Here is a 26,879-nt window from a genome sequence, read left to right as displayed (position 1 = left end):
CATGCAGACGACCCCGGCCACCAGCAGCGAAACAATGATGCGAGCGGTGGCCGGGGCGCTGCGGCATTGGACCACGCATTGGTCTGCTTCGCATGGCGTGCGCTGGCTGTTCGTGGCGCGTACCTTGCTGGCCGCCTTCGGCGCGCTGGGCCTGGCCTTTTACTTCGGCCTCGATTCGCCGTCGACGGCGATGACCACCACCTTCATCCTGGCGCTGCCGTCCGCCGGCATGGTGCTGGAAAAAGCGTATTACCGCTTATTGGGCACCGTGGTCGGCTGCGCCGCCGCGCTGGCCCTGTGCGCACTGTTCGTCCAGCAGGCGCCGCTGCTGTTTGCCGGCATTGCGCTGTGGCTGGCCGCCTGCACCTGCGGCGCCGCGCTGCACCGCAACCAGCAATCGTACAGCTTCGTGCTGGCCGGCTACACGGCCGCCATGATCGCCATTCCCGCTCTCGATGCGCCGGAAGCGGCATTCATGCTGGCCGCCACGCGGCTGACGGAAGTCGGTGTCGGCATCCTGTGCGCGGGGCTGGTGCACGACGTGCTGTTCCCCCGCCGCCAGCACGCGGGTGTGTTGCAAATCGCCGCCGCGCGCCGCGAGCGCTTTGCCGCCTTTTGCCGCGACGTGCTGTCGCACCGGCTCGATGCGGGCGCGGCGGAACTGGCGCACCTGCGCTTTGCCGCCGATATCGCCGCGCTGGAAACAGGACGCGCGGCCGCCAGCTTCGAAGCGGCCCACTCGCCGGCCCAGACACGCCGGCTGCATGCGTTCAACAGCGCCTTCATGGCGGTGCTGGGTACCTCATACACCTTGCACCGCCTGTTGCTGCGCTTGCGCGCACAGGATGGTTCGGCGCTGCCGGATTTGCTGGAGCCACGCCTGGCCGCGCTGGCCGCCGCGATGGCGTTGCCGCTGTGGTCGCCACCGGAGCCAGGCTATGCCGGCGAACCCGGCGACGGGCTGACGCATGCGCAGCGCATCGACCTGGAAACCGCGCACGAATTGCTCGACCGCTTCACGCACGAATACAGCGCCTTCGCGGCATTGCACGACAGCCTGGCGCGCAACGACGCCAGCGGTACGGAACACGCGTGGACCTACGAACCGGCCACGCCATGGCCCATCGTGCTGGCCAGCGGCGCCCGCGCCGCCTGCGCGCTGCTGGCGGCCGGCGCATGCTGGTACTGGCTGGCCTGGCCGTATGCGGCCAATGCGCTGATCCTGTCCTGCATCTTTTGCGCGCTGGCGTCGTCTTCGCCGCGCCCGGTGGCCATGGTCCGGCAAATCCTGTCCGGCTTCCTGCTGGCCTGGCCGCTGTCGTTCGCGACGGAATTCTGGCTCGTCATGCTGGCCGACAGTTTCGTCACGCTGGTGCTGGCCGCCGCCCCGCTGTTCGGCCTGGGCGCGTGGCTGGCGACCGATCCGCAGCGGGCCGGCATGGGGATCGGCGTCATGCTGTTTGCCGCGCAAGTGATCGCCCCCGCCAACCAGATGCGGTACGACATGGGTGTCTTCCTCAATTCCACGCTGGCGATGATCGGCGGCGTGCTGCTGGCGTGGGCCGTGTTTGCCGTGCTGCTGCCGCAGCACACGATGGGCCGCGCCGCCTACATTGCGCGCGCACTGTGGCGTGAAACGCAGGCCGCCTGCATAGGGCGCCCGTTTACCGCCACTGTCACCGAACGCCACCTGCGCCGCCTGCGCCATCGCTTCGACAACCGCGTGCGCGACTTGCTGAACCAGCTGGCGACAGCCAGCGGTCCCGCACCCGGCGCGGACACGCGCGCCGTCGTGCGGCAGGCCCTGATGCTACTGGAACTGGGCCATGCCGCCATCGGCTTGCGCGTACTGGCGTCGCGCGCGCAGACCGGCGTCACGCGCGACACGCTGCATGCGTGCGTGCAGGCGCTGGCCGCGTATTGCCACCGTCCGTCCCCGGCCAGCCACGGCGCCGTGCTGGACGCGGTGCTGGCGGCCGGCGCCACGATACGCGCGGCCCTGCCCTGCGCCGACGCCGGGCGCAATGCGCGCCTGCGTGCCGCGCTGGCCGACCTGCACGCGCTGCATACGTCGCTGCTAAGCATGTACCAAGAAATTATTGTGAAATTATGACGAACAGAACCGGATGCACTGCTAGCAGCGGGCAACGCGGCAGAGCGCCGGTTATGGAAGTCAGAATTCACAAGAATTTATGCGTACTTGCTTATACCAGCCCATCGAAAAGGATATCAACCATGCCCCGTGAACTGGCCGTGTTCGGCGTCATGCTTCCCACCCTGTTGCCCCTGTTCGTGGCCAGCGTCGTGCTGCAAGCCTTGCTGGACAAGCTGCTGGGTTACCTCGGCGTGTACCGCGCCGTGTGGCATCCGGCGCTGGTGCGCCTGTCCCTGTTGACCTGCATTTTCAGCGGCCTGGCGTTGCTGCTTTCGTGAACCTCTCCTCCACTTCGACCATGCGCGACAAACTCACTCCGTTGTTCCGTTTCCTGCTTTCCGCCCTCGTGCTGGGCGGCGCCCTCTTCGCGGGCCACACCGCGTGGACCCGTTACATGGAATCGCCGTGGACCCGCGACGGCCGCGTCCGGGCCGACATCGTCAGCATCGGCGCCGACGTGGCGGGCACGGTGACGTCCGTGGCCGTGCGCGACAACCAGGCCGTGCAGGCGGGGGACGTGCTGTTCACTGTCGATCCGGCCCGCTACCGCGCCGCATTGGCGCAGGCGGAAGCGGCATTGGCCGCGCAGCAGGCCGAAGTGCGGCAACGGAGCCGCCACGTGCAGCGCCGCGCCGGCCTCGGTGACGACATCGTGTCGGCGGAAAGCCGCGAAGATGCGGGCGACGTGGCCGACGCGGCAACCGCGCGGCTGCGCGCGGCGCAGGCGGCGCGCGACCTGGCGAAACTGAACCTGGAGCGCACGGTGGTGCGCGCCCCCGTCGCCGGCTACGTCACCAACCTGCAAGTGCACGCGGGTGATTATGCGGCGGCGGGCGCGGCCCGGCTGGCGCTGGTCGACAGTGGTTCGTTCCATGTGATCGGCTATTTCGAGGAAACCCGGCTGCCCATGCTGAAGGCCGGAGCACGGGCGCAGGTGCGGCTGATGGGCGGCGGCGGCGCATTGCGCGGCCATATCGACAGTATTGCGCGCGGTATCACGGACCGCGATGCGGGCGGCGCCGGCTTGCTGGCCGACGTGCATCCGACCTTCAACTGGGTACGGCTGGCACAGCGGGTGCCGGTGCGGATCGCGCTGGACGGCGTGCCGAAGGATATCGCGCTGGTGGCGGGCGCCACCTGCACCGTGGAAATCAACGGTTCATAAAGAACAAAGCCCGCTGCTGCGGGCCTTGTTTTACGGTTTCAGGTGCGTCAGCGCGTAGCCGACGTGTTCCCACCAGTGGTCCCGTGTTTTCACGGTCTTCAGGCAGGCGTGGTCGATTTCCGTGTTGAACACGCGGTCCACGCACTTGCGGTTGACCAGCGCGTTGCGCTGGTTTTCCGCGTTGGCCAGCGCCAGCATCAGCCATGCCGAAAACGTGATGGTGACCAGCAGCAAGCTCCACGCCACATGGTTGATGTAGCGGCGCCCCACCAGCCCGCGCTCATCCGGCGCGGACTCGCGGTAAATTTCCATCACTTGTTTTTCGGTATCGCTTTTCATGCTTGCCTTACTTCTTGGCGGCCTTGGCCACCAGCGCATCCATCACCGCCAGCGCTTTTTGCATGGCCACCTGCTCGGATTCACCCGGACGGCCGGCGATCGACGGCGACGTCACGTAGCGGCCGTCCACCACGATGGTCGGTGCGCTTTCCACCTTGTAGGCGCTGATCACGGTACCGGCCTGTTTCATTTTAGTCTGCACGCCGAAGGAATTGAAGAATTCCATGTACTTGGCCTTGTCGACGCCGTTTTTCGTGATGAATTCAGTGATTTGCTCATCCGTGCGCATGCGGTTGCGCTCCACGTGCAGGGCGCGGAACAGCTTGTCATGCACGGTATCGACCTGGTTCATGGCTTCCAGGGTCAGGTAGGCGTGGGCAAACGGATCGTTCGGGCCGGATTGCGGGAAGTGCACGCGGCGGAACACGATCTTGTCGCCCTGCTTTTTCACCCACTCGTGCAGCAACGGGTCCATCGCGTTGCAGTGCGGGCACGTGTACATGAAGAATTCAACCACTTCGACTTTCTTGTCGGCCTTGGTTGGCACGGCCGGGGTCAGCAATTTGTAGTCGACGCCTTCCTTCGGTTCGGCGGCAGAGGCGCCCGCTGCGGCAAACGACAGCGTGACGGCGGCGAGGATCAGGCGCAGAAAACGCATAACTTCCCTTCCAATCTTTAAGTAGGTGGTAGACGCCGCGAGATTACCATTATTTGCCGCGGTGCTTGCGCCGAATCAGTAAAAATCCGTTACGGCGCCGGATTTTAAGGCTCAATTAAGGGCGCTGGCAACCGCCCAGGCTGCCAGCGTTGGTTTATAGTTGCGGCGGCAACTCTTTACAATTTCCCATGACAATGCAAAACGTCCGCAAACTGATGCGTTCGGCCGCGACCACGGCCATGCTGTGCGGCGGCCTGGCGGCGCAAAGCGTGCTGCTGGCGCAAGCGGTGGTGTATCCGATCCCGCAGCCGTTCACCGACACCGGCATCCCCCTCGCCCCGGCCCATGCGCCCCCGATCCGCGACGCCAGCAGCGACGACGCGTGGGGCGGCGCCCGCGGCGGCAGCGACGCCACCGGCACCCCGTTATCCGACCGCGTCGCCAGTTATGCGATTGCCGCCACGCTCGATCCCGTGCGCCACGTGGTGACCGGCCAGGAAACCCTCACGTGGCGCAACCGCAGCCAGCGCGTGGTGCGCTCGGTGTACCTGCACCTGTACCTGAACGCGTTCGAGCACAAGGACACGACGTTTTATACCGAACAGCGGCGCAGCCAGTCGATGTTCGGCAGCGAGCCCATCGACGATGGCTGGGGCTACACCAAACTGACCAGGGTGCGCCAGGGCCGGGCCGACGTGCCATGGTCGTTCGTGCAGCCCGATGACGGCCCGGCCGGAGACCATACGGTGGTCAAACTGGACTTGCCGGTACCCGTTGCCCCGGGCGGCGTGGCCACCCTCGATATCGGCTTCACCAGCCAGTTGCCGAAGCTGGGTACGCGCAGCGGCTACACGGGCAGTTTCCACTTTGTCGCGCAATGGTTCCCGAAAATCGGCGTGCTGGAATTGCCGGGCGAACGGGGCGCGGTGGAAGAACGGTGGAATGCCCATGAATACCACGTGGATTCCGAGTTTTATGCGGACTTCGGCCTGTATGACGTCAAACTCACGGCGCCGAAAGACTACACGGTGGGCGCCACCGGTAAGCTGCAGGGCGTGCCCGTGGAGCGCGACGGCTGGCTGACCCACCACTATGTGCAGGGCGACGTGCACGATTTCGCGTGGACGGCCGACAAGCGCTATGCGGCGCCGCTGACGGGCACGTGGCAGCCGCCGGCCGGCATGCGGGGCGCCCGGCCCGTGGACATCCGCGTGCTGTACACGCCGGAATACGCGGCCAGCGCGGCGCCGTCGCTGCAGGCGGCGAAGGATGCATTGAACTGGTACGGCGCCCTGCTGGGCCCCTACCCGTACGCGACGCTGACCATCGTGATCCCGCCGCACAATGGCGTGGGTGCGGCCGGCATGGAATACCCGACCTTGTACACGGCGGACAGCTTTACCCGCATCGCGCCGGGATCGCGCCAGGCGTTCGACCTGGATACGGTGAACATCCATGAATTCGCCCACAACTATTTCCAGGGCATCATCGCGTCCAATGAATTCGAAGAGCCGCTGCTCGACGAAGGCATGAATGAATACACCAACATGCGCATGCAGTCCGAGCGTGGACACAAGACCCCGCTGGCGCCGGCGTGGCTGCGCCGCCTCGGCATCAATCCCGCGTTCGAACCGTTCGATACGGAACGCGCCGACGCGGTGCTGAGCCATCCTGCCGACGCCGGCGCCGCCAGCGCCTATGCGCGCTTGCAGGGCGTGGGCCAGGTCTACGTGCGGGGCGCGCTGCTGTTCCGAGACCTGGAAGCGCAACTGGGCAAGGAAGCCATGACGCAGGGCTTGCGCGAATATTACCGCCGCTGGCGTTTCCGCCACCCCAGCGTGGCGGACTTGCGTGAAGCGCTGGCCGACGGCAGCGGCCAGCGCGCGCTGGTGGAGCGCGTGTTCGACCAGCAAGTGTATGGCGCGGGGAACGTCGACGACAGCGTGGCGGAATTCCAGTCCGAACTGGAACCCGCCGGCACGGGTGCGCACAAGGCGCCGCTGTGGCGCACGGAAGTGCTGTTGCGCCGGCGCGGCGTGGCCGTGCCGCAGACACTGGTCGTGCATTTCGCCGATGGCGGCGCGGAAACCGTGCACTGGGATCCGCAGCATGGCGAACAATGGCAGCGCTTCGTGTGGACGCGCACGGCGCGCGGCCTGTCCGCCGAACTGGACCCGCAGCGCAAGCACATGCTGGACGTGAACAAGCTCGATGACAGCCGCACCGCCATGCCCGATCAAAGCGCCGCGCGGCGCTGGACGCTCGATGCTGCCGCCGCGGTCCAGCTGGTATTGACCCTGATTGCCTCGCTTTGAACCAGATGAACAAGTCCTTTGCATTACTGAAAACCCTGTGCGTGCAATCGCTGCGCCGCGCGCTGCAATGGCGCCTGCCCGTGCTGTTCGTGGCGGCCCTGCTGCTGCCGCTGGCCATCGTGGTGGCGCCGGCGTGGATCGTGCTCGATACGCAATTGTCGTATTCCGCCCAGGCCGCCGTGCTGGCACAGCAACTGGACCTGGCCACCATCACGGATTTACTGAACGTCGGCCGGCGCCACGTGCTGGGCGCGCAACTGGCGCTGTGGACGGCGCTGGCCTGTACGGCGCTGACGTCGCCGCTGCTGGCCGGCGCCACCGTGACGGCCGCGCGCAGTACCGAACCCCTGCCGTTCGGCGCCCTGTTGGCGGGCGGCATGGCGGAATATGCGCGCATGGCGCGCATGCTGCTGTGGTCTCTCGTGGTGATGGGCGTGGCGCTGTGGGCCGGCGCCACGGCGCGGGAACTGGCGCAGCCGGACGAAGCGCTGCTGCCGGGCGACGGCGAATTCGCCGGCTATCTGGCCAACGGCGTGACGGCCTTGCTGGTGTGGGCAGCGCTGGTGACGGCCGATGCCGGCCGCGCCATGCTGGCGGCCGACCGACGCCGCAAGTCCGCCATTGCCGCCTGGTGGCACGGCGTGGCGCTGCTGCGCCGGCAACCGGTGGCGGCGCTGGGCAGTTACGCGGTGCTGGGCGTGATCGGCTTTGGCGTCACGGGATTGCTGGGGCTCGCACGCCTTCACTTCCCTACCGGAAACTTGCCGGGCGATGTGGCGGCATTGATTCTGACGCAAGCCATCGCCCTGCTGCTGGCGTGGTTCCGCGCGGCGCGGCTGTTTGCGCTGACGGCCGTGGCGCGGGGTTGATCATGCATTTTTTATGAATGGTTCATTTACATTGATCACATTGATACATGAATTGTGATGACGTACAGTGAAGCCAACTGAAAAGGAGCTTCGATGTCGACCTTGCCCGTGTATTTTTTATCCCATGGCGGTGGCCCGTGGCCGTGGATGCTGGACCAGTATGGCGGCCGCTACGATGCGCTGAAAGCGTCGCTGGAAGCCATCCCGGCGGAACTGGGCCGCAAACCCCGCGCCGTGCTGGTGGTGACGGCGCACTGGGAAGCGCCGCAATTGCGCATTTCGTCCGGCGCCGCGCCCGGCATGATTTACGACTATGGCGGCTTCCCCGACTATACGTACCGGATTCGCTACGGCGCGCCCGGTGCGCCGGACGTGGCCGCGCGCGTGCAAGCCTTGCTGCGTGACGCCGGCATCGTTGCCCACCTGGACCCCGAGCGTGGCTACGACCATGGGACGTTTTCCGCGATGGCGCCGATTTACCCGGATGCGGATGTGCCCATCGTGCAACTGTCGCTGAAAGCCGGCCTCGATCCGGCCGAACACCTGGCCATCGGCCGCGCGCTGGCGGCGCTGCGCAACGAAGACGTCCTGATCGTCGGCAGCGGCCTCAGCTACCACAACCTGCGCCAGTTCGGCGGCGCGGGGGCGCAGGCATCTCACCTGTTCGATGCGTGGCTGCGCGACACGATGGCGCTGCCGCCGGCTGAACGCAGCGCCCGCCTGCTGGCCTGGGAACAGGCCCCCGCCGCGCGGCAGGCGCATCCACGCGAAGAGCATTTGTTGCCGCTGATGGTGGCGGTGGGCGCGGCGGAACAGGATGCGGCTGCCGTGCAGTATCACGAAGACGCGTTCATGGGGGCGCTGGCGGTGTCCAGCTTTAGAATCGGCGGATAAGTCGCCCGCGCCGCAAGCCGTCAGGACCCGCGCTTGCCCTTCATGCGCTCGGCTTCCTTCTCGGCAGCTTTCAAGGCCGCTTTCTCCGCCTTGATGCGCTGCTCTTCCTCGAACACCGCCAGCGCCGCCGCGCGGGTTTCCGGCGTTTCCAGCGAAATGCGGCCCAGGATGCCGCTGCGGTATTCGGTCAGGAACGTGTGGGCGGCCTTTTCATAATCCATGTCGCCGCCACGGGCGCGGAAACCGCGCTTGATGGCGATGCCTTCCACCACGCCGATGCCGTCCATCTGGTCGATGTCCTTGAAGCCGTAGCGGGCCACCAGCAATTGCGGGTAGCGGCGCAACAGTTCGCCGGCGAGGAATTCCGCCACTTCTTCTTCGATCAGCGCATTCGACCCCACCGCGTGGCTGGCCGCCAGCATCAGGCCGTCGCTCGGCATGGCGATTTTCGGCCACAGCATGCCCGGCGTATCGACCAGCACGGTGTTCTTGTCGAGGTACAGCTTTTGCTGCGCCTTGGTGACGGCCGGTTCGTCGCCCACCTTGGCCACGCGCTTCTTCAGCAAGGCATTCATCAGCGTGGATTTACCCACGTTGGGAATGCCCATGATCATGATGCGCAGCGGTTTGGTTGGCACGCCGCGGTGCGGCGCCAGCGGCTTGGCCAGTTCCAGCACGCGCGTCACGTCGCCCGGCTTCTTGGTGGTCATGGCAAACGCCGTCACGCCTTCCTGGCGGCTGAAATACTCGACCCACGCGCTGGTGGCGGCGGGGTCGGCCAGGTCGACCTTGTTCAGCAATTTCAGGCACGGGCGCTGGCGGAACTTGCGCAACTCCTCCACCATCGGATTGCAGCTTGCTTCAGGCAGGCGCGCGTCCACCACCTCGATCACGAGGTCGGTATTCTCCATCTGTTCCGCCGCCTTCTTCTTGGCGGCGTTCATGTGTCCGGGGAACCACTGTATTGACATGCTCTGGCCTTATGCTTCTTGCGTGAAATCCTCTATTTTACCGCGAACCGCAGGGCACTGTCCGCGCCGCATCTATTGCAGTATCCGTTTCAGGTGAGGTCGGCTATCATGTGGCACCGCAATTTTTCTATTTTATAAACACTTTTTTTCTGGAGCAGCGAGAGATGCACAAATCTTCTCCATCCACGCCCGGCGAGATTACGCTGCGCGGTGTCGTCCTGGGGATACTGATTACCCTCGTATTCACAGCGGCACAGGTGTACCTTGGCCTGAAGGTGGGCCTGACGTTTGCCACGTCGATTCCCGCGGCCGTGATTTCGATGGCGCTGCTGAGCGCTTTCAAGACCGCGACCATCCAGGAAAACAATATCGTGCAGACCATCGCGTCGGCGGCAGGCACGCTGGCGTCCGTAATTTTCGTGCTGCCGGGCTTGCTGATGATCGGCTGGTGGGCCAACGTGCCGTTCTGGCCCACGTTTGGCGCGTGCGCCATCGGCGGCGTGCTGGGTGTGATGTACACGGTGCCGCTGCGGCGGGCGCTGGTGTCCAAGTCCGACCTGCCTTATCCGGAAGGCGTGGCGGCGGCCGAAGTGCTGAAAGTCGGCAGCCAGTCGCGCAGCGGCGCAGAAGAAGGCAAGGCCGGCTTGTGGGCCGTGATCTGGGGCAGCGTGGCGTCCGCGCTGTACGCGGCCGGCGCCGCCGTGAAAGTCATGGCCGGTGAAATGGCCGTGTATTTCCGCACCGGCAGCGGCGCCACCGGTATCGGCGCATCGAGTTCGCTGGCGCTGATCGGCGCCGGCCACCTGATGGGCATTACGGTCGGCATCGCCATGCTGGCCGGCCTCGTCATCGCGTGGGGCATCCTGGTGCCGCTGCTGACGGCCGCCCTGCCCGCTTCCGCCATGCCGGCAGCCGACCTGGCGCTGGGCGTGTGGAAAACCGACGTGCGCATGATGGGCGCGGGCTGCATCGGCGCCGCCGCCATCGTGACGCTGGCGGGCCTGGCCAAGCCGGTCGTCGGCGGCCTGAAATCGGCCATGGAAGCGGCGCGCCAGGCCAAGGAAGGCGGCGGCGAACTGCCCCGCACGGAACAGGATTTGCCGATCTTTATTGTCGGCCTGACCACGCTGATCGCACTGGTGCCGGCCGGCTGGCTGCTGGCGTCGTTCCTGCAAGGTGGCGTGCTGGCGTCCGTGGCGCCGGCCCTGATTGCCGTCGGTGTCGGCTATATCGTGATCGCCGGCATGTTCGCCGCCGCCGTGTGCGGCTACATGGCGGGCCTGATCGGTTCGTCGAACTCGCCCGTGTCGGGCATCGCGATCCTGACGGTGCTGGGCGCGGCGCTGTCCGTGGGCGCCGTGGGCCGTCACATCATGGGACCGGAAACCGGCCAGGCGCTGATCGCCTTCGCGCTGTTCGTCACCACCGTGGTGCTGGCCGTGGCCGTGATCGGCAACGACAACCTGCAGGACTTGAAAACCGGCCAGCTGGTCGATGCCACGCCATGGAAACAGCAGGTCGCCCTGCTGATCGGCGTGGTGGCGGGTTCCTGCGTGGTGCCGCCCGTCCTGGAATTGCTGAACCGGGCCAACGGCTTTGCCGGCGCCCCCAACCTGCAGGCGATTTCCAATGAACCGCTGGCCGCGCCGCAGGCGGCGCTGATTTCCACGCTGGCCAAAGGCGTCATCGGCGGTAACCTGCCGTGGCATTTGATCGGCTGGGGCGCCCTGATGGGCCTGGCGCTGGTCGTGGTTAATTTCCTGTTGAAAAAGTCCAGCAATGGCAAGTACAGCTTGCCGCCGCTGGGCGTGGGCCTGGCGATTTACCTGCCCAGCGCCGTCACGGCGCCGGTCGTGGTGGGCGCCGTCACCGGCTGGCTGTTCGAGCGCGCGGTGCACCACCAGCGCTGGGGTGAAGTGGCCAAGCGCCTGGGCGTGCTGGTGATGTCCGGCTTTATCGTGGGAGAAAGCTTGTTCAACGTGGCGCTGGCAGGTTTGATCGTGCTGTCCGGCAAGGGCGAACCGCTGGCCATTGCCAACAGCCTGAGCGAAGGCGCCACCATGGTGGTCGCGCTGGTGGTCGGCATGGGCCTGGTTGGCGGCCTGTATAAGTGGTCGAGCAACAACGCCCGCCGGGTCTCTGCCTGAACTCTTTCCTTCCGCAACCATTTCCCGTGGTTACAAAAACGGGCAGGCAATGATAATGTGTGTTCATTGCCTACCCGTATTGCTTTCCAATGAAATTACTCACCTCGCAGCAATCGCGCCGCCTGTTTGGCGGGCTGGCGGCCGCCGTGTGTGTGGTTTTCATCGTGGTGGCCGGGTTCGTATTGCATACGTTACAACAAAGCCGCGCGCGCTATTACGCCAATGCGGAAGAACAGTCGCGCAACCTGGCCATTGCGCTGGAAAACTTCCTGCGCGGGCATTTCCACGAAGTGGACTTGACGGTGCGCCGCGCGGCCGACGAATTCCGCTTGCTGCACGCGCAAAACCGTTTCGATCCCGCTGAATTCAGCGCTTTCCTGCGCTCGCTGAAAGAACGGGTGCCCCATGCGCGTTCGATCCGGGGTTCCGATGCCGATGGCCAGGTCATCTATGGCGAAGACATCGATCATTCGAAAATCCAGAACCTCGGTATCCGCGAGTTTTACCAGCGCGCCAAAGTCGAGCGCGACCTGGTCTTCGGGGTTCCCGTCAAATCGCGCATCACGGGCGATTGGGTGTTGCCGTTGATATATGCGATGACATTGCCGGACGGCAATTTCGGCGGCACCACCTACGTCAACATGACCACCACGACGATTTCCGACGTCATTGCATCGATGAATGTGGGCAAGCATGGCGTCATCACCTTGCTGGACAGCCAGCACCGCATCCTGCACCGGTTCCCGGAAGTGGCGGAAATCGTACCGGGTACCGAAGTGCCACTGTCGGCGCCAACCCGCGCCGCGCTGGAATCCGGGGCCCAGCATGCCACCTATGTCACCGAGAGCGTGCGCGACGGCTTGCAGCGCGTGGTCAGCCTGGAACGCATCGGGCACTATCCCGTCTATGTCGTGGTGGGCTTGTCCAGCGACGATTTCCTCGATCCATGGCGCACGGAAGTGCGTAGTGCCGTCCTGTTCCTGGCCGCGCTGTTTGCACTGTCGGCCGTGCTGCTGCTGGGCGCGCGCCAGTCGCTGCGGCGGCAGCACCGCATGGTCGAGCAACTGATCGAAGCGAAGGACCAGGCGCTGGCGGCGGGACGGGCCAAATCGGAATTCGTGGCCAACATGAGCCATGAAATCCGCACGCCGATGAATGCCGTGCTGGGCATGCTGCAACTGCTGCAGCACACCGCGCTGGATGTGCGGCAGCGCGATTACACGGCCAAGGCGGAAGCGGCGGCGCGTACCTTGCTGGGGCTGCTCAACGATATCCTGGATTTTTCCAAGGTCGAAGCCGGCAAGATGGAACTGGAACAGGTACCGTTCAGCATGGACCGTCTGCTGCGCGAATTGTCCGTGATCCTGTCCGCCTACACCGGCGCCAAGCCGGTGGAAATCGTGTTCGACGTCGACCCGCAATTGCCGCACTGGCTGCTGGGCGACGCGCTGCGCCTGCAACAGGTGCTGCTGAACCTGTGCGGCAACGCCATCAAGTTCACGGCCGAAGGCGAAGTGACGCTGACCGTGCGCGTGGACGGCTGCGCACCGGACAGTGGCCGCACGTGCGTGACGTTTACCGTGCGCGACACCGGCATCGGCATCGCGCCGGAACAGTGCCGCCATATCTTCGACGGCTTCAGCCAGGCGGAGACCTCCACCGCGCGGCGCTTCGGCGGCTCCGGCCTGGGGCTGGCGATTTCACAGCGGCTGGTGCGCCTGATGGGCGGCGAACTGTCGGTGGCCAGCACTCTTGGCGCGGGCAGCCAGTTTTCCTTTACCGTGGCCTTCGACCCCGCAACGCCCCCGGCCGCCGCGCCGTTGCGGGCGGCCGACCTGAAGGGCCTGGAATGCCTGGTGATCGACGACCATGCGGGCGCGCGCCAGGCGCTGGCGGCCATGGCGGAATCGTTCGGCTGGCGCGTGGATACCGCGGACAACGGCCTCGATGCGCTGAAACTGGTGATGCAGCGCAGCGCCGGCAAGCCGTATGACGTGCTGCTGGTGGACTGGCGCATGCCGCTGCTCGATGGCTGGGACACCAGCGTGCAACTACGTGAATTGCTGCCGGCCGAACATACGCCGCTGATCCTGATGGTGACGGCGCACGACCGCGAACCATTGGCACTGCGCCAGGCGCAGCAGGAAAGCCAGCAGCGCCCGGTGCTCGACGGCGTGCTGATCAAACCGGTGACGGCGTCGATGCTGTTCGATTCGGTGGCCGACGCCATGGCGCGCCACGACCATGCGGCCCAGCCGGCAACCGCACCAGCGCCGGCGTCCCTGCTGCGCCTGCGCGGTTTGCGGCTGTTGCTGGTGGAAGACAATCCCACCAACCAGCAAGTGGCGTGCGAATTGCTGACCTATGAAGGGGCGCAGGTCGACGTCGCCGGCAATGGCCAGGACGCGGTGGAACTCGTCATGGAGGCGGCGGAATTGCCGCACGCGATCCTGATGGATATCCAGATGCCGGACATGGATGGCTATGCCGCCACCCGCCTGATCCTCGATGGCCTGCGCCGGCAGGGACGCACACCGCCCCCCATCATCGCCATGACGGCCAACGCCATGCAGTCGGACCGCGATGCGGCGCTGGCGGCCGGGATGGTGGACCACGTGGGCAAACCGTTCGACTTTGCCACGCTGGTGCAGGTGCTGCTCACGCATACGGAAGGCAAGGCTGCACCGGAGTCCGTGGCGGCTGAGCCAACGGTGGCAACAGCCGCAGCGGCGACAGCCGCGCCGACGCCCGGGGATAACGCGGCAGCCCTCAACAGTGAAGCCGCGCTGCGCCAGCTGGGCGGGCTGCTGCCCGTCTACCAGATGGCGCTGCGCAGCTTCGGCGCTGAAACGCACAAGTTACAGCGGCAGTTGCGCGATGCGCTGGATGCGGGCGACGCGCAGGCGGCGCGCGCACCGCTGCACGTGCTGAAAGGATTGGCCGGTACGGTCGGCGCGGAGCGGCTGGCGCTGCTGGCCGGCGAAGCCGAGCAAGCCGTGCGACGCAACGCGGCGCCTGGCGCGGCGCTCGATGCCGCCGCGCGGGCGCAGGCCGAGGCCGTGCTGGCCGCGCTGCCGCCGGCTGTCAGCGCGGTGGCGACGTTGCTGGCGCAGTATCCGCCGGTGGCCGCGCATAGCTGACCGTCAGCATTTCCCACTGGTGCCCTTCCGGCTCATTCCAGTACACCATGCGCCCGCCCAGCATGGTATTGATTTGCCGGTCCATGGGGCCGAACACATTGGCGCGGTAAGGAATATCCGCCGCTTTCAGGCGCGCCAGGATGGCGTCGAATTCCGCGTCGCTGACACGGAAGCAGAAATGGTGGACCGGGTACACTTCTTCCGTCTGCTGGAAGTCCAATGTCAGGCCATCGTTGATGAAGACGGGTGAAAACGGTCCCAGCGTGGTGGGCGCCCACGCGACGCCCAGCAATTCCGCCAGTTGTTTCGCCGCGCCGACCTGGTCGCGGCAGGGAACGATGAAGTGGTCCAGCTGTATGGCCATCGGCACTCTCCTTGATCAACCCGCCAGCGCGGCTCCCGTGGCAGGCTCCTACAGTTCCGCCAGCGCCTTCACATGGGCCGCCACACTGCGGCCCAGCGCGGACAAGTTGTAGCCACCTTCCAGGCAGCTGACGATGCGCCCCTTTGCATACTGCTTCGCCACCGCCATGATCTGCTCCGTCATCCACGCATAATCGGCTTCCACCAGGCTCATGCCGCCCAGGTCGTCTTCGCGGTGGGCGTCGAAGCCGGCCGAGATGAAGATCATTTCAGGCTGAAAGGCATGCAGCGCGGGCAGCCATTTATCCATGACGAGCTGGCGCACCACGTCGCCGCCGGAACGGGCGGGAACGGGCACGTTGACGCGGTTCGGCGTTTCCGGGCGCGGCGGCGTGTACGGATAAAACGGGTGCTGGTAAAAGCTGGCCATCAGCGCGCGCGGTTCGTCGAGCAGCGCTTCTTCCGTGCCATTGCCATGGTGGACGTCGAAGTCGAGGATGGCCACCCGCGCCAGCCCGCGCACGTCCAGCGCATGTTTGGCGGCGATCGCCACATTATTGAACAGGCAAAAACCCATCGGCTCGGACGGCCGTGCATGGTGGCCCGGCGGGCGCACGGCGCAAAACGCATTGCCGATGTCGCCGTCGATCACGGCGTCGGTGGCCGCCACGGCGGCGCCGGCGGCCCGCAGCGCGGCGCGCCAGCTGTGGGCATTGAGCGACGTGTCGCCATCGATCGGATAATGCTCGCCCACGGGCGGGATATTGTCGCGCACGATGGCGATCGCCCCGGCGGTGTGGTTGCGGGCAATGTCGGACAAGTCGGCCAGCGGCGCCTCGCGCTGCTCCACCAGCGTATCGATGCGCGAGTTGATGAGCTGGTCCTGGATCGCCTGCAGGCGTGCGGGCGACTCGGGATGCCATGCCCCCATTTCATGGAGCAAGCATTCCGGGTGGCTATAAATTGCTGTAGTCATGTAAGATGAATATTGTTGATGCATGTCTCCTCTCCGGATAATAAACCCATGTACACAAAACTGCATGCAGTTGCACGCCAGGTTTGCGAGATTATCGTCGGCAAGGATTTGCAGGTCAGGCAGGCGCTGACCTGCCTGCTGGCCGGCGGCCACCTGCTGGTGGAAGACGTGCCGGGCGTCGGCAAGACCACGCTGGCCCATGCGCTGTCGATTTCCCTGGGCCTGCATTTCAACCGCATCCAGTTCACCAGCGACTTGCTGCCCGCCGACGTGTCCGGCATTTCCATCTACGAGCGGGAAAAAAACAGCTTCGTCTTCCACCCCGGCCCGATCTTCACGCAAGTGCTGCTGGCCGATGAAATCAACCGCGCCACGCCGAAAACCCAGTCCGGCCTGCTGGAAGCCATGGAAGAGCGCCAGGTGACGGCCGATGGCGTCACGCGCGCGCTGCCGGAACCGTTCTTTGTCATCGCCACGCAAAACCCCACCCACCAGGTCGGCACGTTTCCCCTGCCCGAGTCGCAGCTGGACCGCTTCCTGATGTGCCTGTCGCTGGGCTACCCCGACCCGGCCGCCGAGCGCGCGCTGTTGCTGGGCGACGACCGGCGCACCTTGCTGAAATCCCTGCCAGCCGCCATGACGCCGGCCGAACTGGCGGCGGCGCAGCGCAGCTTGCGCGAGATCCACGTCTCGCCCGCGCTGGCCACCTACGTGCAAGCGCTGGCGCAGGCTTCGCGCCAGAGCGGCGCCTTTGCCGAAGGCTTGAGTCCCCGCGCGGCGCTGGCGCTGCTGCAGGCGGCGCGGGCCTGGGCGGCATTGGAAGGCCGCGACCACGTGATGCCGGAAGACGTGCAGGCGGTGCTGGTGCCGGTCTGCGCGCACCGCCTGCGGCCGTTGAAGGCGGCGCATGGCGTGGCGCTGGCCAGCCGCGACCTGGTGCTGCAGCTGCAAAAATCCGTTCCGGTGTAGCCGATGGGGGCCACCGCGCGCAGGAAACTGGACCGGTGGCTGGGGCCGCTGCAACACCTGGCCGCCCCTGTCGCCCGGCCACTGCGCCGCCTCGTCAATTCCATGCTGTTCCAGCTGAAGGAGCGCGAGCCGGGCCACGTGGTGCTGGTCATGCGGCGCGTGTTTATCGTGCCCACCCGCCCCGGCCTCGCTTTCACGGGCTTGCTGCTGGTGATGCTGATCGGGTCCATCAATTATTCGCTGGGGCTGGGCTTTGCGCTGACGTTTTTCACGGGCGCCTGCGCGGTGGCGGACATGGTCATGACGGCGAAAAACCTGGCGCTGCTGCGCCTCGTGCCGGGCCGCGCCCAACCCGTGTTTTCCGGCCAGGAAGCACAATTCGAACTGCACGTGCACAACGACACGCCGCGCGACCGCTACGCCATCCTGCTGGGCTTCCTGCATGACGGCGAACCGCGCCACGCCATCGATGTTCCGTCCGGCGCCAGCGGCGCCGTGACCTTGTCCGCCGCCACGGAAGGACGCGGCTGGCTGGCGGCGCCCCGCGTGCGGCTCGTCACGCGCTTTCCGCTGGGTCTGTTCCGCTCGTGGAGTTACTGGCAGCCGGACTTGCGCGTGCTGGTCTACCCCGCGCCGGAAACGGATGCGCCACCGCTGCCCATGAGCGGCGCCGCCAGTGAAGACGGTCATGGCGCCGTGGGGCTGGACAACTTCGCAGGCATCCGCAGTTACCAGCCGGGCGACCCCATGCGCCAGCTGGCGTGGCGCCATATCGCCAGGCTCGATCCGGCCATCGGCGGCCAATTGACGACCAAGCATTTCGAAGGGGGGGCGGTGGCCGACATCCTGCTGGATTTCATGGCGCTGCCACCCAATCTGGACGTGGAAATGCGGCTGTCGCGGCTGACGCGCTGGGTGCTGGAAGCGGAAGCGCGGGCGCTGCCGTATGCGCTGCGGCTGGCCGGCCGCGAGCTGGGCCCCGGCCTGGGCGACGCGCACCGCGCCGCCTGCCTGCAAGCGCTGGCGCTGTATGGCGAGGAGACCACGTGAGCCTGGTGTCGCGCCTGAACGACTTGCCACGCGATAAAGCGGATACCTTGCTGTTGCTGGCGGCCGCGCTGATGGTGCTGGCGCCGCACATGGGCCATTTGCCGCTGTGGACCAGCGCCGTGGTGCTGGCCACCCTGGCCTGCCGCGCCGCCATCACGTGGCGCGGCAAGCGCATGCCGCCGCTGTGGCTGCTGCTGCCCGTGTCGCTGGCGGCCATGGCGGGCGTGTACGCCAGCTACCGCACGCTGCTGGGGCGCGACGCCGGTGTCGCCATGCTGGCGCTGCTGCTGGCCTTCAAGCTGCTGGAAATGCATGCGCGGCGCGACTTGTTCGTCGTGATTTTCCTCAGTTTTTTCCTGCTGCTGACAACGTTCTTTTATACGCAGGCGATCTGGATGGCGGCGCTGATGGCCGCCACCGTGGTGGTGCTGCTGGCCACCCTGATGACGTTCCAGTACACGGGCGCCGTGCCGCCGCTGGGCCGCCGCCTGCGCGAAACCGGCCGCATCTTCATGATCGCCACGCCGCTGGCCATCTTCATGTTTATCGCCTTCCCCCGTTTCCAGGGCCCGCTATGGGGCTTGCCGGGCGATGCGCACAGCGGCAAGAGCGGCATGTCCGACACCATGTCGCCCGGCTCCGTTTCCAGCCTGGCGCTGTCCGAAGAAGTGGCGTTCCGCGTACGCTTCTTTGGCGCGCCGCCACCGCAGGCCAGGCTGTACTGGCGCGGCATCGTGCTGTCCGGCTTCGACGGCAAGACGTGGTCGCGCGACAGCCGGTTGTTGTACGCGTCGGGCGAAAATGTGCGGGACTTTACCATTGCCGTCGATGGCGACGCGCTGCGCCATGACATCACACTGGAACCCACCGGCAAGCGCTGGCTGTTCAGCCTGGAATTGACGGCGCCGGATATCGACGTGCCTGGCGGCGTCGCCACCAGCGACGAACTGGAGTTGATGGCGCGCCAGCCGGTCAACGAGCGCCTGCGCTACAGCGCCCGCGCATGGGTCAATCACCAGTGGCAGGCCGACTTGCCGCAGGAACGCCAGGTCAAGTGGCTGCGCCTGCCACCTGGCTACAATCCCCGCGCGCTGGAACTGGCGCAGTCGCTGCGCCGCCCGGACAATCCCGCCGCGTCCGTGCAGGCGGTGCTGGCCATGTTCCGCCGCGAACAATTCCGCTACACGTTGGCCCCGCCGCCGCTGGGCCGCGACACGGTCGACGACTTCCTGTTCACCACCCGCGCGGGCTTTTGCGAACATTACGCGGCGGCGTTTACCGTGCTGATGCGGGCCATGGGCATCCCGGCCCGCGTCATCAACGGCTACCAGGGCGGCGAACTGAATCCGGTCGATGGCTACCTGACGGTGCGCCAATCCGATGCCCACGCATGGGCGGAAATCTGGCTGCCGCAACGGGGCTGGGTGCGTATCGATCCCACCGCCGCCGTGGCGCCGGAACGTATCGAACACAACCTTGCACGCAGCTTGCCGCAATCCGCGCCGTTCGGCCTCGACGGCTTGATCGGCTTGCGCAACAATCCCGATTCGTGGCTGTCGCAACTCCGTTTTGGCGCGAATGCATTGAATAATGCGTGGAACCAATGGGTCCTCGATTACAATCCCGACAGGCAGCGCAGTTTCCTTGAAGAATTAAGCCTCGGCTTCTTCAACTGGCGCGGCGCGGCGGGTATCGCGGCGATTGCCGCGCTGCTATGGTTGCTGCGCCGGATGCGCCGGCGCACCACGCAAGACCCGGCCGACGCCGCGTATGACGCTTTTTGCCAGTGGATGGCGAAGCGGGGCCGCGAGCGCCTGCCGGATGAAGGGCCGCACAGCTATGCGCTGCGCTTGCAGGACATGGAATTAACGGAAGCCGGGAAAGCTGCCATGCGCAGCTTCCTTGAATTGTATGGCAAGCTCAAATATGGGCGGCCTGACGCCAGGAGTAGCGCGTCCGCCGCCACGTTGAACGCATTACTGAACGAGTTGATAAAGAAGAACTGATGAAACTGCGTACTTGCACCTCTTCCTTCTTACTGGCCGCCGCGCTGGCCGGCCTGGCGCTGCCCTCGGTGTCGGACGCGGCCCAGGACCACCCTGCCAAGTCCGCCAAATCAAGCAAGGCCAAGGCCAAGACGGCGAAAAAGAAAACGCCGGCTGCGCCCAAAAAAGCCGCGATCGACTACGACGGCGAATTCGTCAACTTCGGCCAGTGGAAAGAAGTCAAACAATTCCTCGACGACTTGTCGGTGCGCCAGGGTTTCGACCGCGCGGAACTGGAAGCGACGATCGCCAAGGCGCGCTACGTGGATGCGGCGGTGCAATTGATGAAACCCGCGCCTCCCGGCAAGCCGAAGAACTGGCAAGCGTACAAGCAATTGTTTATCGAACCGGTCCGCATCAATGGTGGCGTGCGCTTCTGGAACGACAACCGCGACGCACTGGCCCGCGCGGAAGCGCTGTATGGCGTGCCGGCGGACATCATCGTCGGCATTATCGGCGTGGAAACCATTTATGGCGCCAATACCGGGCGCTTCCGGGTGATGGATGCGCTGACCACCCTGGCGTTCGCGTACCCGCTGGCGCCGCAGCGCGCCACCCGGATGGAATTCTTCCGCCAGGAACTGGAAAGCACGCTGGTCTATGCGCGCCAGGCCGGTATCGATCCCTTCTCGCTGCTGGGCTCCTATGCGGGCGCCGTGGGCTTGCCGCAATTCATGCCCAGCAACATCATGAAATATGCGGTGGATTTCGATGGCGACGGCAAGATTGATTTGCGCAGCTCGGCCATCGACGCGATCGGCAGCGTCGCGGCCTTCCTGGTCGCCCATGGCTGGCGCCGCGATGATCCGGGACCGCTGGCGTATCCCGCCACGGTCTCGTCCAGCGGCCAATGGAACAAGTACATCAACCAGGGCCTGGAAGCAAAATTCCGCCAGCAAGACTTGATGGCGGACGGCATCGTCACCACATCCTCTTTACCGCCGGGAATGCAGTTCGGCCTGGTGGATTTGCAAAATGGCGCCGAAGCGACGGAATTCTGGCTGGCGACCAATAACTTCTATGCCATTACGCAATATAACCGCAGCTATTTTTATGCCATGTCGGTGGTGGAACTGGGGCGCGCCATCCGGGCGGCCCGTGGGGGCACTTCCTGAGCATGTGTCGCAAAGTTGCACACGTGTAAGCTTGCGTAAATTGGCTTGAAATCTTGCCCAGTGGAAGCTATTGTATAGTTGATACTTGGAAACACGGCACTTTATGTATCGTGTGGCAATGACAACGCTTTTTGCCGTATACTCAACTTTGTCCAAAAGACAAATGCGGATGCGGGATCTGCTTAGACATGCTACCACAAGCATCATGCGTTAATTCTCACACATTGTTGCAGTCCGACAACATGAGACAGTGTTAGTTTTATTGCTCGTGAGTATTGATTTGCTTGATGTTGTACAATTGTGTATATATTATGAAACTTGTTATTTCGGAATTCCGTCCGTGTGTAAACGTTCCCAAGTAAGGAGGAACATGGCCGCAGGCTCCGAGTGTTTCAACTTTGCAGGACCAAACTTTACAGAAGGAACAGACGAATCATGACAAACCAAGTCGGAATTGATATGAACAACGATTCGGAAGGCGATGACCTGCTGCAGTACAACCCGAATCGTCTGCTCGACACGCTGATCGAAAACCTGCGCCTGAAAAACGATGCCGCCCTGTCGCGCGCATTGGAAGTGGCGCCGCCGGTCATCAGTAAAATCCGCCACCACCGCCTGCCGGTGGGCGCTTCGCTGCTGATCCGCATGCACGAAGTCAGCGACCTGTCGATCCGTGACCTGCGCTACCTGATGGGCGACCGCCGTAACAAGTTCCGCATCAGCGACAAGCAGTTCAAACCAAAAGAAGGCGAAACCCCGGGCGGTTCGCAAAACCAGGGCTGATTTTCAGCCGCTGGCTGAATCCCTCCCCTTGCGGGGAGGGGAATCAGCTTACGCCGGAAACACGCCGGTAGACAGATAGCGGTCACCGCGGTCGCACACGACGAATACGATCGTGGCATTTTCCACGGTCTGCGATACCCGTAAGGCAATTTCACAGGCGCCTGCTGCCGAAATCCCGCAGAAGATGCCTTCCTCCGCAGCCAGGCGGCGCGCCATGCGTTCCGCAGCAGCCTGCGTCACATATTCAATCTGATCCACGCGCGCCTTGTCGTAAATCTTCGGCAGGTACGCTTCCGGCCATTTGCGGATGCCGGCGATTTGCGAACCCTCTTCCGGCTGCGCGCCGATGATTTTCACGGCGTCGTTCTGCTCTTTGAGGTATTGCGACACGCCCATGATGGTGCCGGTGGTGCCCATCGCGCTGACGAAGTGCGTGACCTTGCCTTCGGTATCGCGCCAGATTTCCGGTCCGGTCGTTTCATAGTGCGCGCGCGGATTGTCGCCGTTGCCGAACTGGTCGAGGATGATGCCTTTGCCATCCTTTTGCATTTGCTCGGCCAGGTCGCGCGCATATTCCATGCCGCCCGTCTTCGGCGTCAGCAGGATTTGCGCACCGTACGCCGCCATCGCCTGGCGCCGTTCTTCGCTCTGGTTCTCCGGCATCAGCAACAGCATCTTGTAGCCACGGATCGCGGCCGCCATGGCCAGTGCAATGCCGGTATTGCCCGACGTTGCTTCGATCAGCGTGTCGCCCGGCTTGATGTCGCCGCGCTCTTCGGCACGGCGCAGCATCGACATGGCGGCGCGGTCCTTGACGGAACCCGCCGGATTATTGCCCTCCAGTTTGCCGAGGATGATATTGCCGCGCGCTGCCGCATCCGCGCCCGGGATGCGCACCAGCTGCACCAGCGGCGTGTTGCCGATCGTATCGGCAATTGTCTTGTAAGCCATCGTCTTCCGTGTGTTAACAGCAAAACGACCATTGTAATCCGAGACGGGCAACTATGCCGGAAGCCCTGTTTATCGACTCAGCTTCAGCGACATGAGGGTGTACGCCAACTGTTCGCCATCGATACGGAACATGTCGGAGATTTCGCCGGTGACGCGGAAACCGGCCTTGCGGTACAGCCCCAGCGCCGGCTCATTCACGCTCAGCACTTCCAGGTCGATCCATTCCAGCGACGTCGCGCTGCGGGCCCACGCCAGCGCGGAGGCGATCAGCACGCCGCCCAGTCCGCGGCGGCGCGCCAGCCGGTGCACGCCCATGCCCAGCAGGGCGCGGTGCGCGGCGCCGTTTTCCGGCCGTGCGCGCAAGTCGATATGGCCCAGGATGCCATCCGTGCCCTGCGCCACCCAGGCGCGGCGCCAGCCCGCATCGCCCACCGGCGTGCGCATGCCGCGCGTGAAGGCGGCTTCCTTATCTTGCGGGAAGGACGAGCGTTCGCGCGGCAGCGGCTGGAACAGCGGTGCGCCATTCAAGCCATTGTCTTTCAAATGGTCGTTCAGGTAGCGGAAAAAGGCCGGCAACTCGTCTGGCGCAACGGGACGGATGCTGGGGTGGTGGCTGCTGTCTGCGGGCATAACGGCCTTCAGGAAATCGTGGCTATCGATTGTAGCAGCGGGCCGGAAAAATGGGGCCCGCCCCTGGTATTTACGCTAGACTGTGCGTGGAATGTGAACTATGTCCTCCACCTCTGACACCAAACCGCCATGGCCACCGACAGCACAGAATTCACGCCTGAACAGTCTTCCCTCGATCCCGTCGCCGCAGTCCCTGGCAACCTGGCGTCGCGCCGGCACCAGATGTTCCCCAAACTGAACGACCACGAAGTCCGCCGCCTGCACCGCTTCGGTACCGTGCGCCAGTTCCACGACGGCGAACGGCTGTATGAAGCGGGCCGCACCAGCTTCGGCATGATGGTGGTGTTGAAGGGCAAAGTCGCGATCAGCCGCTACGATGGCCTGGGCAATACCTCGCCCATCGTGGAACACGGTCCCGGCGAATTCGGCGCCGAGGTGGGGCAACTGTCGGGCCGCCCGTCCCTCGTCAACGGCGATGCCGTGGGCGACGTGGAAGTGCTGGTGATCCCGTCCGACCAGCTGCGCGCGCTGGTGATCGCGGAAGCGGAACTGGGCGAGCGCATCGTGCGTGCGCTGATCCTGCGCCGCGTGGGCCTGATCGAAGTCAATTCCGGCGGCCCCGTGCTGGTGGGCCCGCCCGGCAATTCGTGCCTGCACAACCTGCAAAGCTGGCTGTCTTCCAATGGCCATCCGCACACGGTGCTCGATCCGAAAACCGACAAGCAAGCCGCCGCGCTGTGCGAACACTATCGCCCCCGGCCCGAGGAATTGCCGCTGGTGGTCTGCCCCGACGGCAGCGTGAAAAAGAACCCGACCAACGTGGAACTGGGCCGTTGCCTCGGCATGCTGCCCGAACTGTCGTCCGACAAGGTGTGGGACGTGATCGTGGTGGGCGCCGGACCGGCGGGACTGGCGACGGCCGTGTATGCGGCGTCCGAAGGCCTGTCCGTGCTGGCGCTGGAAACGCGCGCCTTTGGCGGCCAGGCCGCCGCATCGGCCCGGATTGAAAATTACCTTGGTTTCCCGACCGGGATTTCCGGCGGCGCTCTGGCAGGACGCGCTTTCGTGCAGTCGCAAAAGTTTGGCGTGGAAATCGCCATTCCGGCACCGGCCGGGCGGCTGATTTGCGACACCTATCCGCTGCAAGTGGAAATGTGCGGCAGCCTGCAACGCTTGCAGGCCAGGACCGTGGTGCTGTCGTGCGGCGCGCGCTACCGCCGCCCTGACCTGCCCAACTTGAAACAGTTCGAGGGACGGGGCGTGTATTACTGGGCGTCGCCGATCGAGGCCAAGCTGTGCAAGACGGAAGAAATCGTGCTGGTCGGCGGCGGCAATTCCGCCGGCCAGGCCGCCGTGTTCCTGTCCGGCCATGCGGCCAAGGTGCACATGCTGGTGCGGGGCCCGGGACTGGCCGCCACCATGTCGAGCTACCTGATCGAACGCATCCAGGCCACGCCGAATATCGAACTGCACACGCACAGTGAAATCACGGCGCTCACGGGCGATGACGAAAACGGTTTGCAGCACGTCAGCATCCGCTGCAGCGAAAGCGACGAAGAATGCCATTACCCGGTGCGCCACGTGTTCCTGTTCATCGGCGCCGACCCGAATACCGGCTGGCTGCACGATTGCGGCGTCGACGTCGACAGCAAAGGGTTTATCCGCACCGGGTTTGACGTGACGAAGGCACAGTGCCGCGCGAATTTCAACACCGGCGTCTATCCGCCCGACTTGCCGGTGCGGGCCGCGCTGGAGACGTCGGTGCCGGGCGTATTTGCGATCGGCGACGTGCGGGCCAATTCCACCAAGCGGGTGGCGGCGGCCGTGGGGGAAGGGGCGGCGGTGGTGGCGCAGATCCATGCCTTCCTGGCCAATCTGCCGCAGGACCGCTAACCGCCCGCCACAGTTACTTCAGCGGGAGTGGATACGTCGCGGGACTGGCATTGCCGTCCCTGTCCACCGCCTGCACGCCGAAGAAATAGTTATCCTTCGACAGCGGGATCTTCGCTTCCGTCACGTTGCCCACCCACCGGGAACCCTGCCAGTCGGATGCCGTAGTGTCGCGCCATACGATGCGGTAACCGGCCAGGTCGGGTTCCGTATTGGCTTGCCATACCAGCGTGGAATCGTTTTCCAGCTGCGCCGTGCGCATCTGCACTTTTTGCGGCGCCGCCGGCGCCAGCGCCAGCGTCGCCAGTGCGGCCGCGTTGACGCGGGCGACTTTCGCGATGTACTTGTAATCGTTGTACTCGGGCAGATCGCCGATCGTCACGCCGTTTTCCGTGCGCACGTTCTGGTGCTGGTGGTTGAAGTCTTCGTTCGGTTCCGTGAAACGCAGCGCCGCATAGCCCCGCTCCAGGAACGGCATATGGTCGCCGCCCCGCAGGTAACGGTCGCGGCGCTGGATCACGCTGACCTTGAAGCCCTTGACGTAGCGCTCGCCCTGCTCTTTCACGTGGCGCGCCAGCTGGCGGGAAATCGTGTCGTTTTCACCGCCCGTCAGCACCAGCGCGCGCACCGCTTCGCTCATGTCCTTCTCGACCGGGATGCCTTCCGCAAACAGGCGCACTTGCCTGTCGTCGACCTTGCCATGTTCGTCGCGCGAACTGCCGATGATGTCGTTGGTGAACATGCCCGCGATGTTCAGGTTCTTCTGTTTAGCCTGTTCGGCCCAGTGCGCGGCGCCCAACAGCCCCTGCTCTTCCGCCGCCACCGTCATGAAGACGATGGTGGCGTCGAATTTGTACTTCGACATCACGCACGCCATTTCCATCACGGCGGCGGTGCCGGACGCATCGTCGTTGGCGCCCGGCGCGTAACCCTTTTCATCCATCACATCGGTATTGCGCGAATCGTAATGGCCGCTGACCACGTAGATGCGTTCCGCGCTGCCGGCCTGCGTCCCCGGCAAGGTCGCCACCACGTTGACGATTTCCGTCGGGCGGCTGATGCGGCGCGACACCGGCGCGATGTGGCTGTCGAACGCCACTTGCAGGCGGCCGCCGTTGGCCGCGTTGCAGCGCTCGAATTCATTCTTGATCCAGCGCCGCGCGGCGCCAATGCCGACCGTGTCCGATTCCGTTTCCGACATCGTGTGGCGCGTGTGGAAACCCACCAGCCTGCGGATCGTCGCTTCAATGCGCTGAGGGGAAATGTCGCTGACGATGGTGTCGATTTGCGGCTGGTGGCGCGCCGTATTCGGCCCGGCGTCCTGTACCGGCGCCGCGATTGCCATGCCTGCCGCCAGTGCGCAGGCGAGCCCCGGCAGCGATGTGTTGATGGTTGCCATGATGTCGTCCTTGTCGTGAAGGCCGCCGCGCCTGCAGGCGGCTCGATGGACGATC

At 65.0% G+C, this 26,879-nt stretch carries 22 protein-coding genes; 14 read left to right on the top strand and 8 right to left on the bottom strand.

Annotated features, from left to right (window positions below; translation table 11 throughout):
• Position 1 precedes the first annotated feature (1 nt).
• From GJ700_RS20675 to GJ700_RS20665, 3 genes are all read left to right on the top strand, one after another.
• Positions 2–2,113: an FUSC family protein gene (locus GJ700_RS20675; RefSeq protein WP_229507139.1), complete on the top strand. Its 2,112-nt coding sequence runs from the start codon at positions 2–4 to the stop codon at positions 2,111–2,113.
• A gap of 122 nt (positions 2,114–2,235) precedes the next feature.
• A complete protein-coding gene (locus GJ700_RS20670; RefSeq protein ID WP_154377407.1) occupies positions 2,236–2,433 on the top strand; it encodes a DUF1656 domain-containing protein in 198 nt (65 codons plus the stop codon).
• Positions 2,434–2,453: 20 nt separating this feature from the next.
• On the top strand, positions 2,454–3,320 hold the full coding sequence (locus GJ700_RS20665; protein ID WP_154377635.1) for an efflux RND transporter periplasmic adaptor subunit: 867 nt from the start codon (positions 2,454–2,456) through the stop codon (positions 3,318–3,320).
• A gap of 30 nt (positions 3,321–3,350) precedes the next feature.
• Here the strand turns inward: GJ700_RS20665 and GJ700_RS20660 are convergent, their stop codons facing one another.
• Both GJ700_RS20660 and GJ700_RS20655 read right to left on the bottom strand, forming a co-directional pair.
• Entirely contained in the window at positions 3,351–3,659 is a 309-nt protein-coding gene (locus tag GJ700_RS20660) for a hypothetical protein (protein WP_154377405.1), read from the bottom strand.
• Between the two features lie 7 nt (positions 3,660–3,666).
• Complete coding sequence (locus GJ700_RS20655; protein ID WP_154377403.1) at positions 3,667–4,317, bottom strand: thiol:disulfide interchange protein DsbA/DsbL; 651 nt, start codon at positions 4,315–4,317, stop codon at positions 3,667–3,669.
• A gap of 188 nt (positions 4,318–4,505) precedes the next feature.
• Here GJ700_RS20655 and GJ700_RS20650 point away from each other — a divergent pair, with 188 nt between their 5' ends.
• From GJ700_RS20650 to GJ700_RS20640, 3 genes are all read left to right on the top strand, one after another.
• Entirely contained in the window at positions 4,506–6,632 is a 2,127-nt protein-coding gene (locus tag GJ700_RS20650; protein ID WP_154377401.1) for a M1 family metallopeptidase, read from the top strand.
• Positions 6,633–6,637: 5 nt separating this feature from the next.
• Positions 6,638–7,501: a hypothetical protein gene (locus GJ700_RS20645; protein ID WP_154377399.1), complete on the top strand. Its 864-nt coding sequence runs from the start codon at positions 6,638–6,640 to the stop codon at positions 7,499–7,501.
• Between the two features lie 93 nt (positions 7,502–7,594).
• Positions 7,595–8,395, top strand: coding sequence for a DODA-type extradiol aromatic ring-opening family dioxygenase (locus GJ700_RS20640; protein ID WP_154377397.1), 801 nt, complete (start codon positions 7,595–7,597; stop codon positions 8,393–8,395).
• Positions 8,396–8,415: 20 nt separating this feature from the next.
• On the opposite strand, the gene ylqF is transcribed toward GJ700_RS20640, so the two are convergent.
• Positions 8,416–9,339, bottom strand: a complete 924-nt coding sequence (gene ylqF / locus GJ700_RS20635; protein ID WP_229507138.1) for a ribosome biogenesis GTPase YlqF — start codon at positions 9,337–9,339, stop codon at positions 8,416–8,418.
• 191 nt (positions 9,340–9,530) lie between these two features.
• Between ylqF and GJ700_RS20630 the strand changes: the two genes are divergently transcribed.
• Both GJ700_RS20630 and GJ700_RS20625 read left to right on the top strand, forming a co-directional pair.
• Positions 9,531–11,513: an OPT family oligopeptide transporter gene (locus GJ700_RS20630; RefSeq protein ID WP_154377393.1), complete on the top strand. Its 1,983-nt coding sequence runs from the start codon at positions 9,531–9,533 to the stop codon at positions 11,511–11,513.
• 89 nt (positions 11,514–11,602) lie between these two features.
• The gene (locus tag GJ700_RS20625; protein WP_154377391.1) at positions 11,603–14,653 is read left to right on the top strand and encodes a hybrid sensor histidine kinase/response regulator; all 3,051 of its coding nucleotides are present in this window, start codon (positions 11,603–11,605) and stop codon (positions 14,651–14,653) included.
• Here GJ700_RS20625 and GJ700_RS20620 read toward each other — a convergent pair.
• Positions 14,598–15,017 (bottom strand): VOC family protein, encoded by a 420-nt coding sequence (locus GJ700_RS20620; RefSeq protein ID WP_154377389.1) that lies wholly within the window; start codon positions 15,015–15,017, stop codon positions 14,598–14,600. The genes GJ700_RS20625 and GJ700_RS20620 overlap by 56 nt on opposite strands.
• Positions 15,018–15,065: 48 nt before the next feature.
• Positions 15,066–15,992, bottom strand: a complete 927-nt coding sequence (locus GJ700_RS20615; RefSeq protein WP_154377387.1) for a histone deacetylase family protein — start codon at positions 15,990–15,992, stop codon at positions 15,066–15,068.
• Positions 15,993–16,040: 48 nt separating this feature from the next.
• Here GJ700_RS20615 and GJ700_RS20610 point away from each other — a divergent pair, with 48 nt between their 5' ends.
• The 5 genes from GJ700_RS20610 (at position 16,041) to GJ700_RS20590 (ending at position 21,954) form a co-directional block, all read left to right on the top strand.
• Complete coding sequence (locus GJ700_RS20610) at positions 16,041–16,961, top strand: AAA family ATPase (RefSeq protein WP_154377385.1); 921 nt, start codon at positions 16,041–16,043, stop codon at positions 16,959–16,961.
• Positions 16,962–17,063: 102 nt separating this feature from the next.
• Positions 17,064–18,011: a DUF58 domain-containing protein gene (locus GJ700_RS20605; RefSeq protein ID WP_154377633.1), complete on the top strand. Its 948-nt coding sequence runs from the start codon at positions 17,064–17,066 to the stop codon at positions 18,009–18,011.
• Entirely contained in the window at positions 18,008–20,017 is a 2,010-nt protein-coding gene (locus GJ700_RS20600; RefSeq protein WP_371868052.1) for a transglutaminase TgpA family protein, read from the top strand. Before GJ700_RS20605 ends, GJ700_RS20600 begins: the two co-directional genes overlap by 4 nt.
• Complete coding sequence (gene mltB, locus GJ700_RS20595; protein ID WP_154377383.1) at positions 20,017–21,171, top strand: lytic murein transglycosylase B; 1,155 nt, start codon at positions 20,017–20,019, stop codon at positions 21,169–21,171. The genes GJ700_RS20600 and mltB overlap by 1 nt, the downstream gene beginning before the upstream one ends.
• Positions 21,172–21,630: 459 nt before the next feature.
• Complete coding sequence (locus GJ700_RS20590) at positions 21,631–21,954, top strand: hypothetical protein (RefSeq protein WP_229507137.1); 324 nt, start codon at positions 21,631–21,633, stop codon at positions 21,952–21,954.
• Between the two features lie 48 nt (positions 21,955–22,002).
• Here GJ700_RS20590 and cysM read toward each other — a convergent pair whose 3' ends face one another.
• Together cysM and GJ700_RS20580 are read right to left on the bottom strand one after the other, a co-directional pair.
• Positions 22,003–22,905, bottom strand: a complete 903-nt coding sequence (gene cysM, locus GJ700_RS20585; protein ID WP_154377379.1) for a cysteine synthase CysM — start codon at positions 22,903–22,905, stop codon at positions 22,003–22,005.
• Positions 22,906–22,974: 69 nt separating this feature from the next.
• Positions 22,975–23,535, bottom strand: a complete 561-nt coding sequence (locus GJ700_RS20580) for a GNAT family N-acetyltransferase (protein ID WP_154377377.1) — start codon at positions 23,533–23,535, stop codon at positions 22,975–22,977.
• 129 nt (positions 23,536–23,664) lie between these two features.
• On the opposite strand from GJ700_RS20580, the gene GJ700_RS20575 reads away from it, so the two are divergent.
• A complete protein-coding gene (locus GJ700_RS20575; protein WP_154377375.1) occupies positions 23,665–25,428 on the top strand; it encodes an FAD-dependent oxidoreductase in 1,764 nt (587 codons plus the stop codon).
• 13 nt (positions 25,429–25,441) lie between these two features.
• Here the strand turns inward: GJ700_RS20575 and GJ700_RS20570 are convergent, their stop codons facing one another.
• Positions 25,442–26,824 carry a M20/M25/M40 family metallo-hydrolase gene (locus GJ700_RS20570; RefSeq protein ID WP_154377373.1) on the bottom strand — a complete coding sequence of 461 codons (1,383 nt, stop codon included), beginning with the start codon at positions 26,822–26,824 and terminating at the stop codon, positions 25,442–25,444.
• Positions 26,825–26,879: the final 55 nt, after the last annotated feature.

The sequence above is a fragment of the Pseudoduganella rivuli genome, from assembly GCF_009674485.1.
Taxonomy (GTDB): domain Bacteria; phylum Pseudomonadota; class Gammaproteobacteria; order Burkholderiales; family Burkholderiaceae_D; genus Rugamonas; species Rugamonas rivuli_B.
The sequence above is the reverse complement of the archived record's forward strand: the minus strand, read 5'-3'. Positions and strand labels throughout refer to the sequence as shown.

What these genes read in the sequence shown, in the direction of transcription:
- GJ700_RS20610 (WP_154377385.1), top strand. Translation starts at nt 16,041, where the DNA reads ATGTACACAAAACTGCATGCAGTTGCACGCCAGGTTTGCGAGATTATC.
- GJ700_RS20570 (WP_154377373.1), bottom strand. Translation starts at nt 26,824, where the DNA reads ATGGCAACCATCAACACATCGCTGCCGGGGCTCGCCTGCGCACTGGCG.
- GJ700_RS20670 (WP_154377407.1), top strand. Translation starts at nt 2,236, where the DNA reads ATGCCCCGTGAACTGGCCGTGTTCGGCGTCATGCTTCCCACCCTGTTG.
- GJ700_RS20675 (WP_229507139.1), top strand. Translation starts at nt 2, where the DNA reads ATGCAGACGACCCCGGCCACCAGCAGCGAAACAATGATGCGAGCGGTG.
- GJ700_RS20620 (WP_154377389.1), bottom strand. Translation starts at nt 15,017, where the DNA reads ATGGCCATACAGCTGGACCACTTCATCGTTCCCTGCCGCGACCAGGTC.
- mltB (WP_154377383.1), top strand. Translation starts at nt 20,017, where the DNA reads ATGAAACTGCGTACTTGCACCTCTTCCTTCTTACTGGCCGCCGCGCTG.
- GJ700_RS20660 (WP_154377405.1), bottom strand. Translation starts at nt 3,659, where the DNA reads ATGAAAAGCGATACCGAAAAACAAGTGATGGAAATTTACCGCGAGTCC.
- GJ700_RS20615 (WP_154377387.1), bottom strand. Translation starts at nt 15,992, where the DNA reads ATGACTACAGCAATTTATAGCCACCCGGAATGCTTGCTCCATGAAATG.
- GJ700_RS20645 (WP_154377399.1), top strand. Translation starts at nt 6,638, where the DNA reads ATGAACAAGTCCTTTGCATTACTGAAAACCCTGTGCGTGCAATCGCTG.
- cysM (WP_154377379.1), bottom strand. Translation starts at nt 22,905, where the DNA reads ATGGCTTACAAGACAATTGCCGATACGATCGGCAACACGCCGCTGGTG.
- GJ700_RS20580 (WP_154377377.1), bottom strand. Translation starts at nt 23,535, where the DNA reads ATGCCCGCAGACAGCAGCCACCACCCCAGCATCCGTCCCGTTGCGCCA.
- GJ700_RS20640 (WP_154377397.1), top strand. Translation starts at nt 7,595, where the DNA reads ATGTCGACCTTGCCCGTGTATTTTTTATCCCATGGCGGTGGCCCGTGG.
- GJ700_RS20625 (WP_154377391.1), top strand. Translation starts at nt 11,603, where the DNA reads ATGAAATTACTCACCTCGCAGCAATCGCGCCGCCTGTTTGGCGGGCTG.
- GJ700_RS20590 (WP_229507137.1), top strand. Translation starts at nt 21,631, where the DNA reads ATGAACAACGATTCGGAAGGCGATGACCTGCTGCAGTACAACCCGAAT.
- ylqF (WP_229507138.1), bottom strand. Translation starts at nt 9,339, where the DNA reads ATGAACGCCGCCAAGAAGAAGGCGGCGGAACAGATGGAGAATACCGAC.
- GJ700_RS20650 (WP_154377401.1), top strand. Translation starts at nt 4,506, where the DNA reads ATGACAATGCAAAACGTCCGCAAACTGATGCGTTCGGCCGCGACCACG.
- GJ700_RS20655 (WP_154377403.1), bottom strand. Translation starts at nt 4,317, where the DNA reads ATGCGTTTTCTGCGCCTGATCCTCGCCGCCGTCACGCTGTCGTTTGCC.
- GJ700_RS20605 (WP_154377633.1), top strand. Translation starts at nt 17,064, where the DNA reads ATGCTGTTCCAGCTGAAGGAGCGCGAGCCGGGCCACGTGGTGCTGGTC.
- GJ700_RS20665 (WP_154377635.1), top strand. Translation starts at nt 2,454, where the DNA reads ATGCGCGACAAACTCACTCCGTTGTTCCGTTTCCTGCTTTCCGCCCTC.
- GJ700_RS20630 (WP_154377393.1), top strand. Translation starts at nt 9,531, where the DNA reads ATGCACAAATCTTCTCCATCCACGCCCGGCGAGATTACGCTGCGCGGT.
- GJ700_RS20575 (WP_154377375.1), top strand. Translation starts at nt 23,665, where the DNA reads ATGGCCACCGACAGCACAGAATTCACGCCTGAACAGTCTTCCCTCGAT.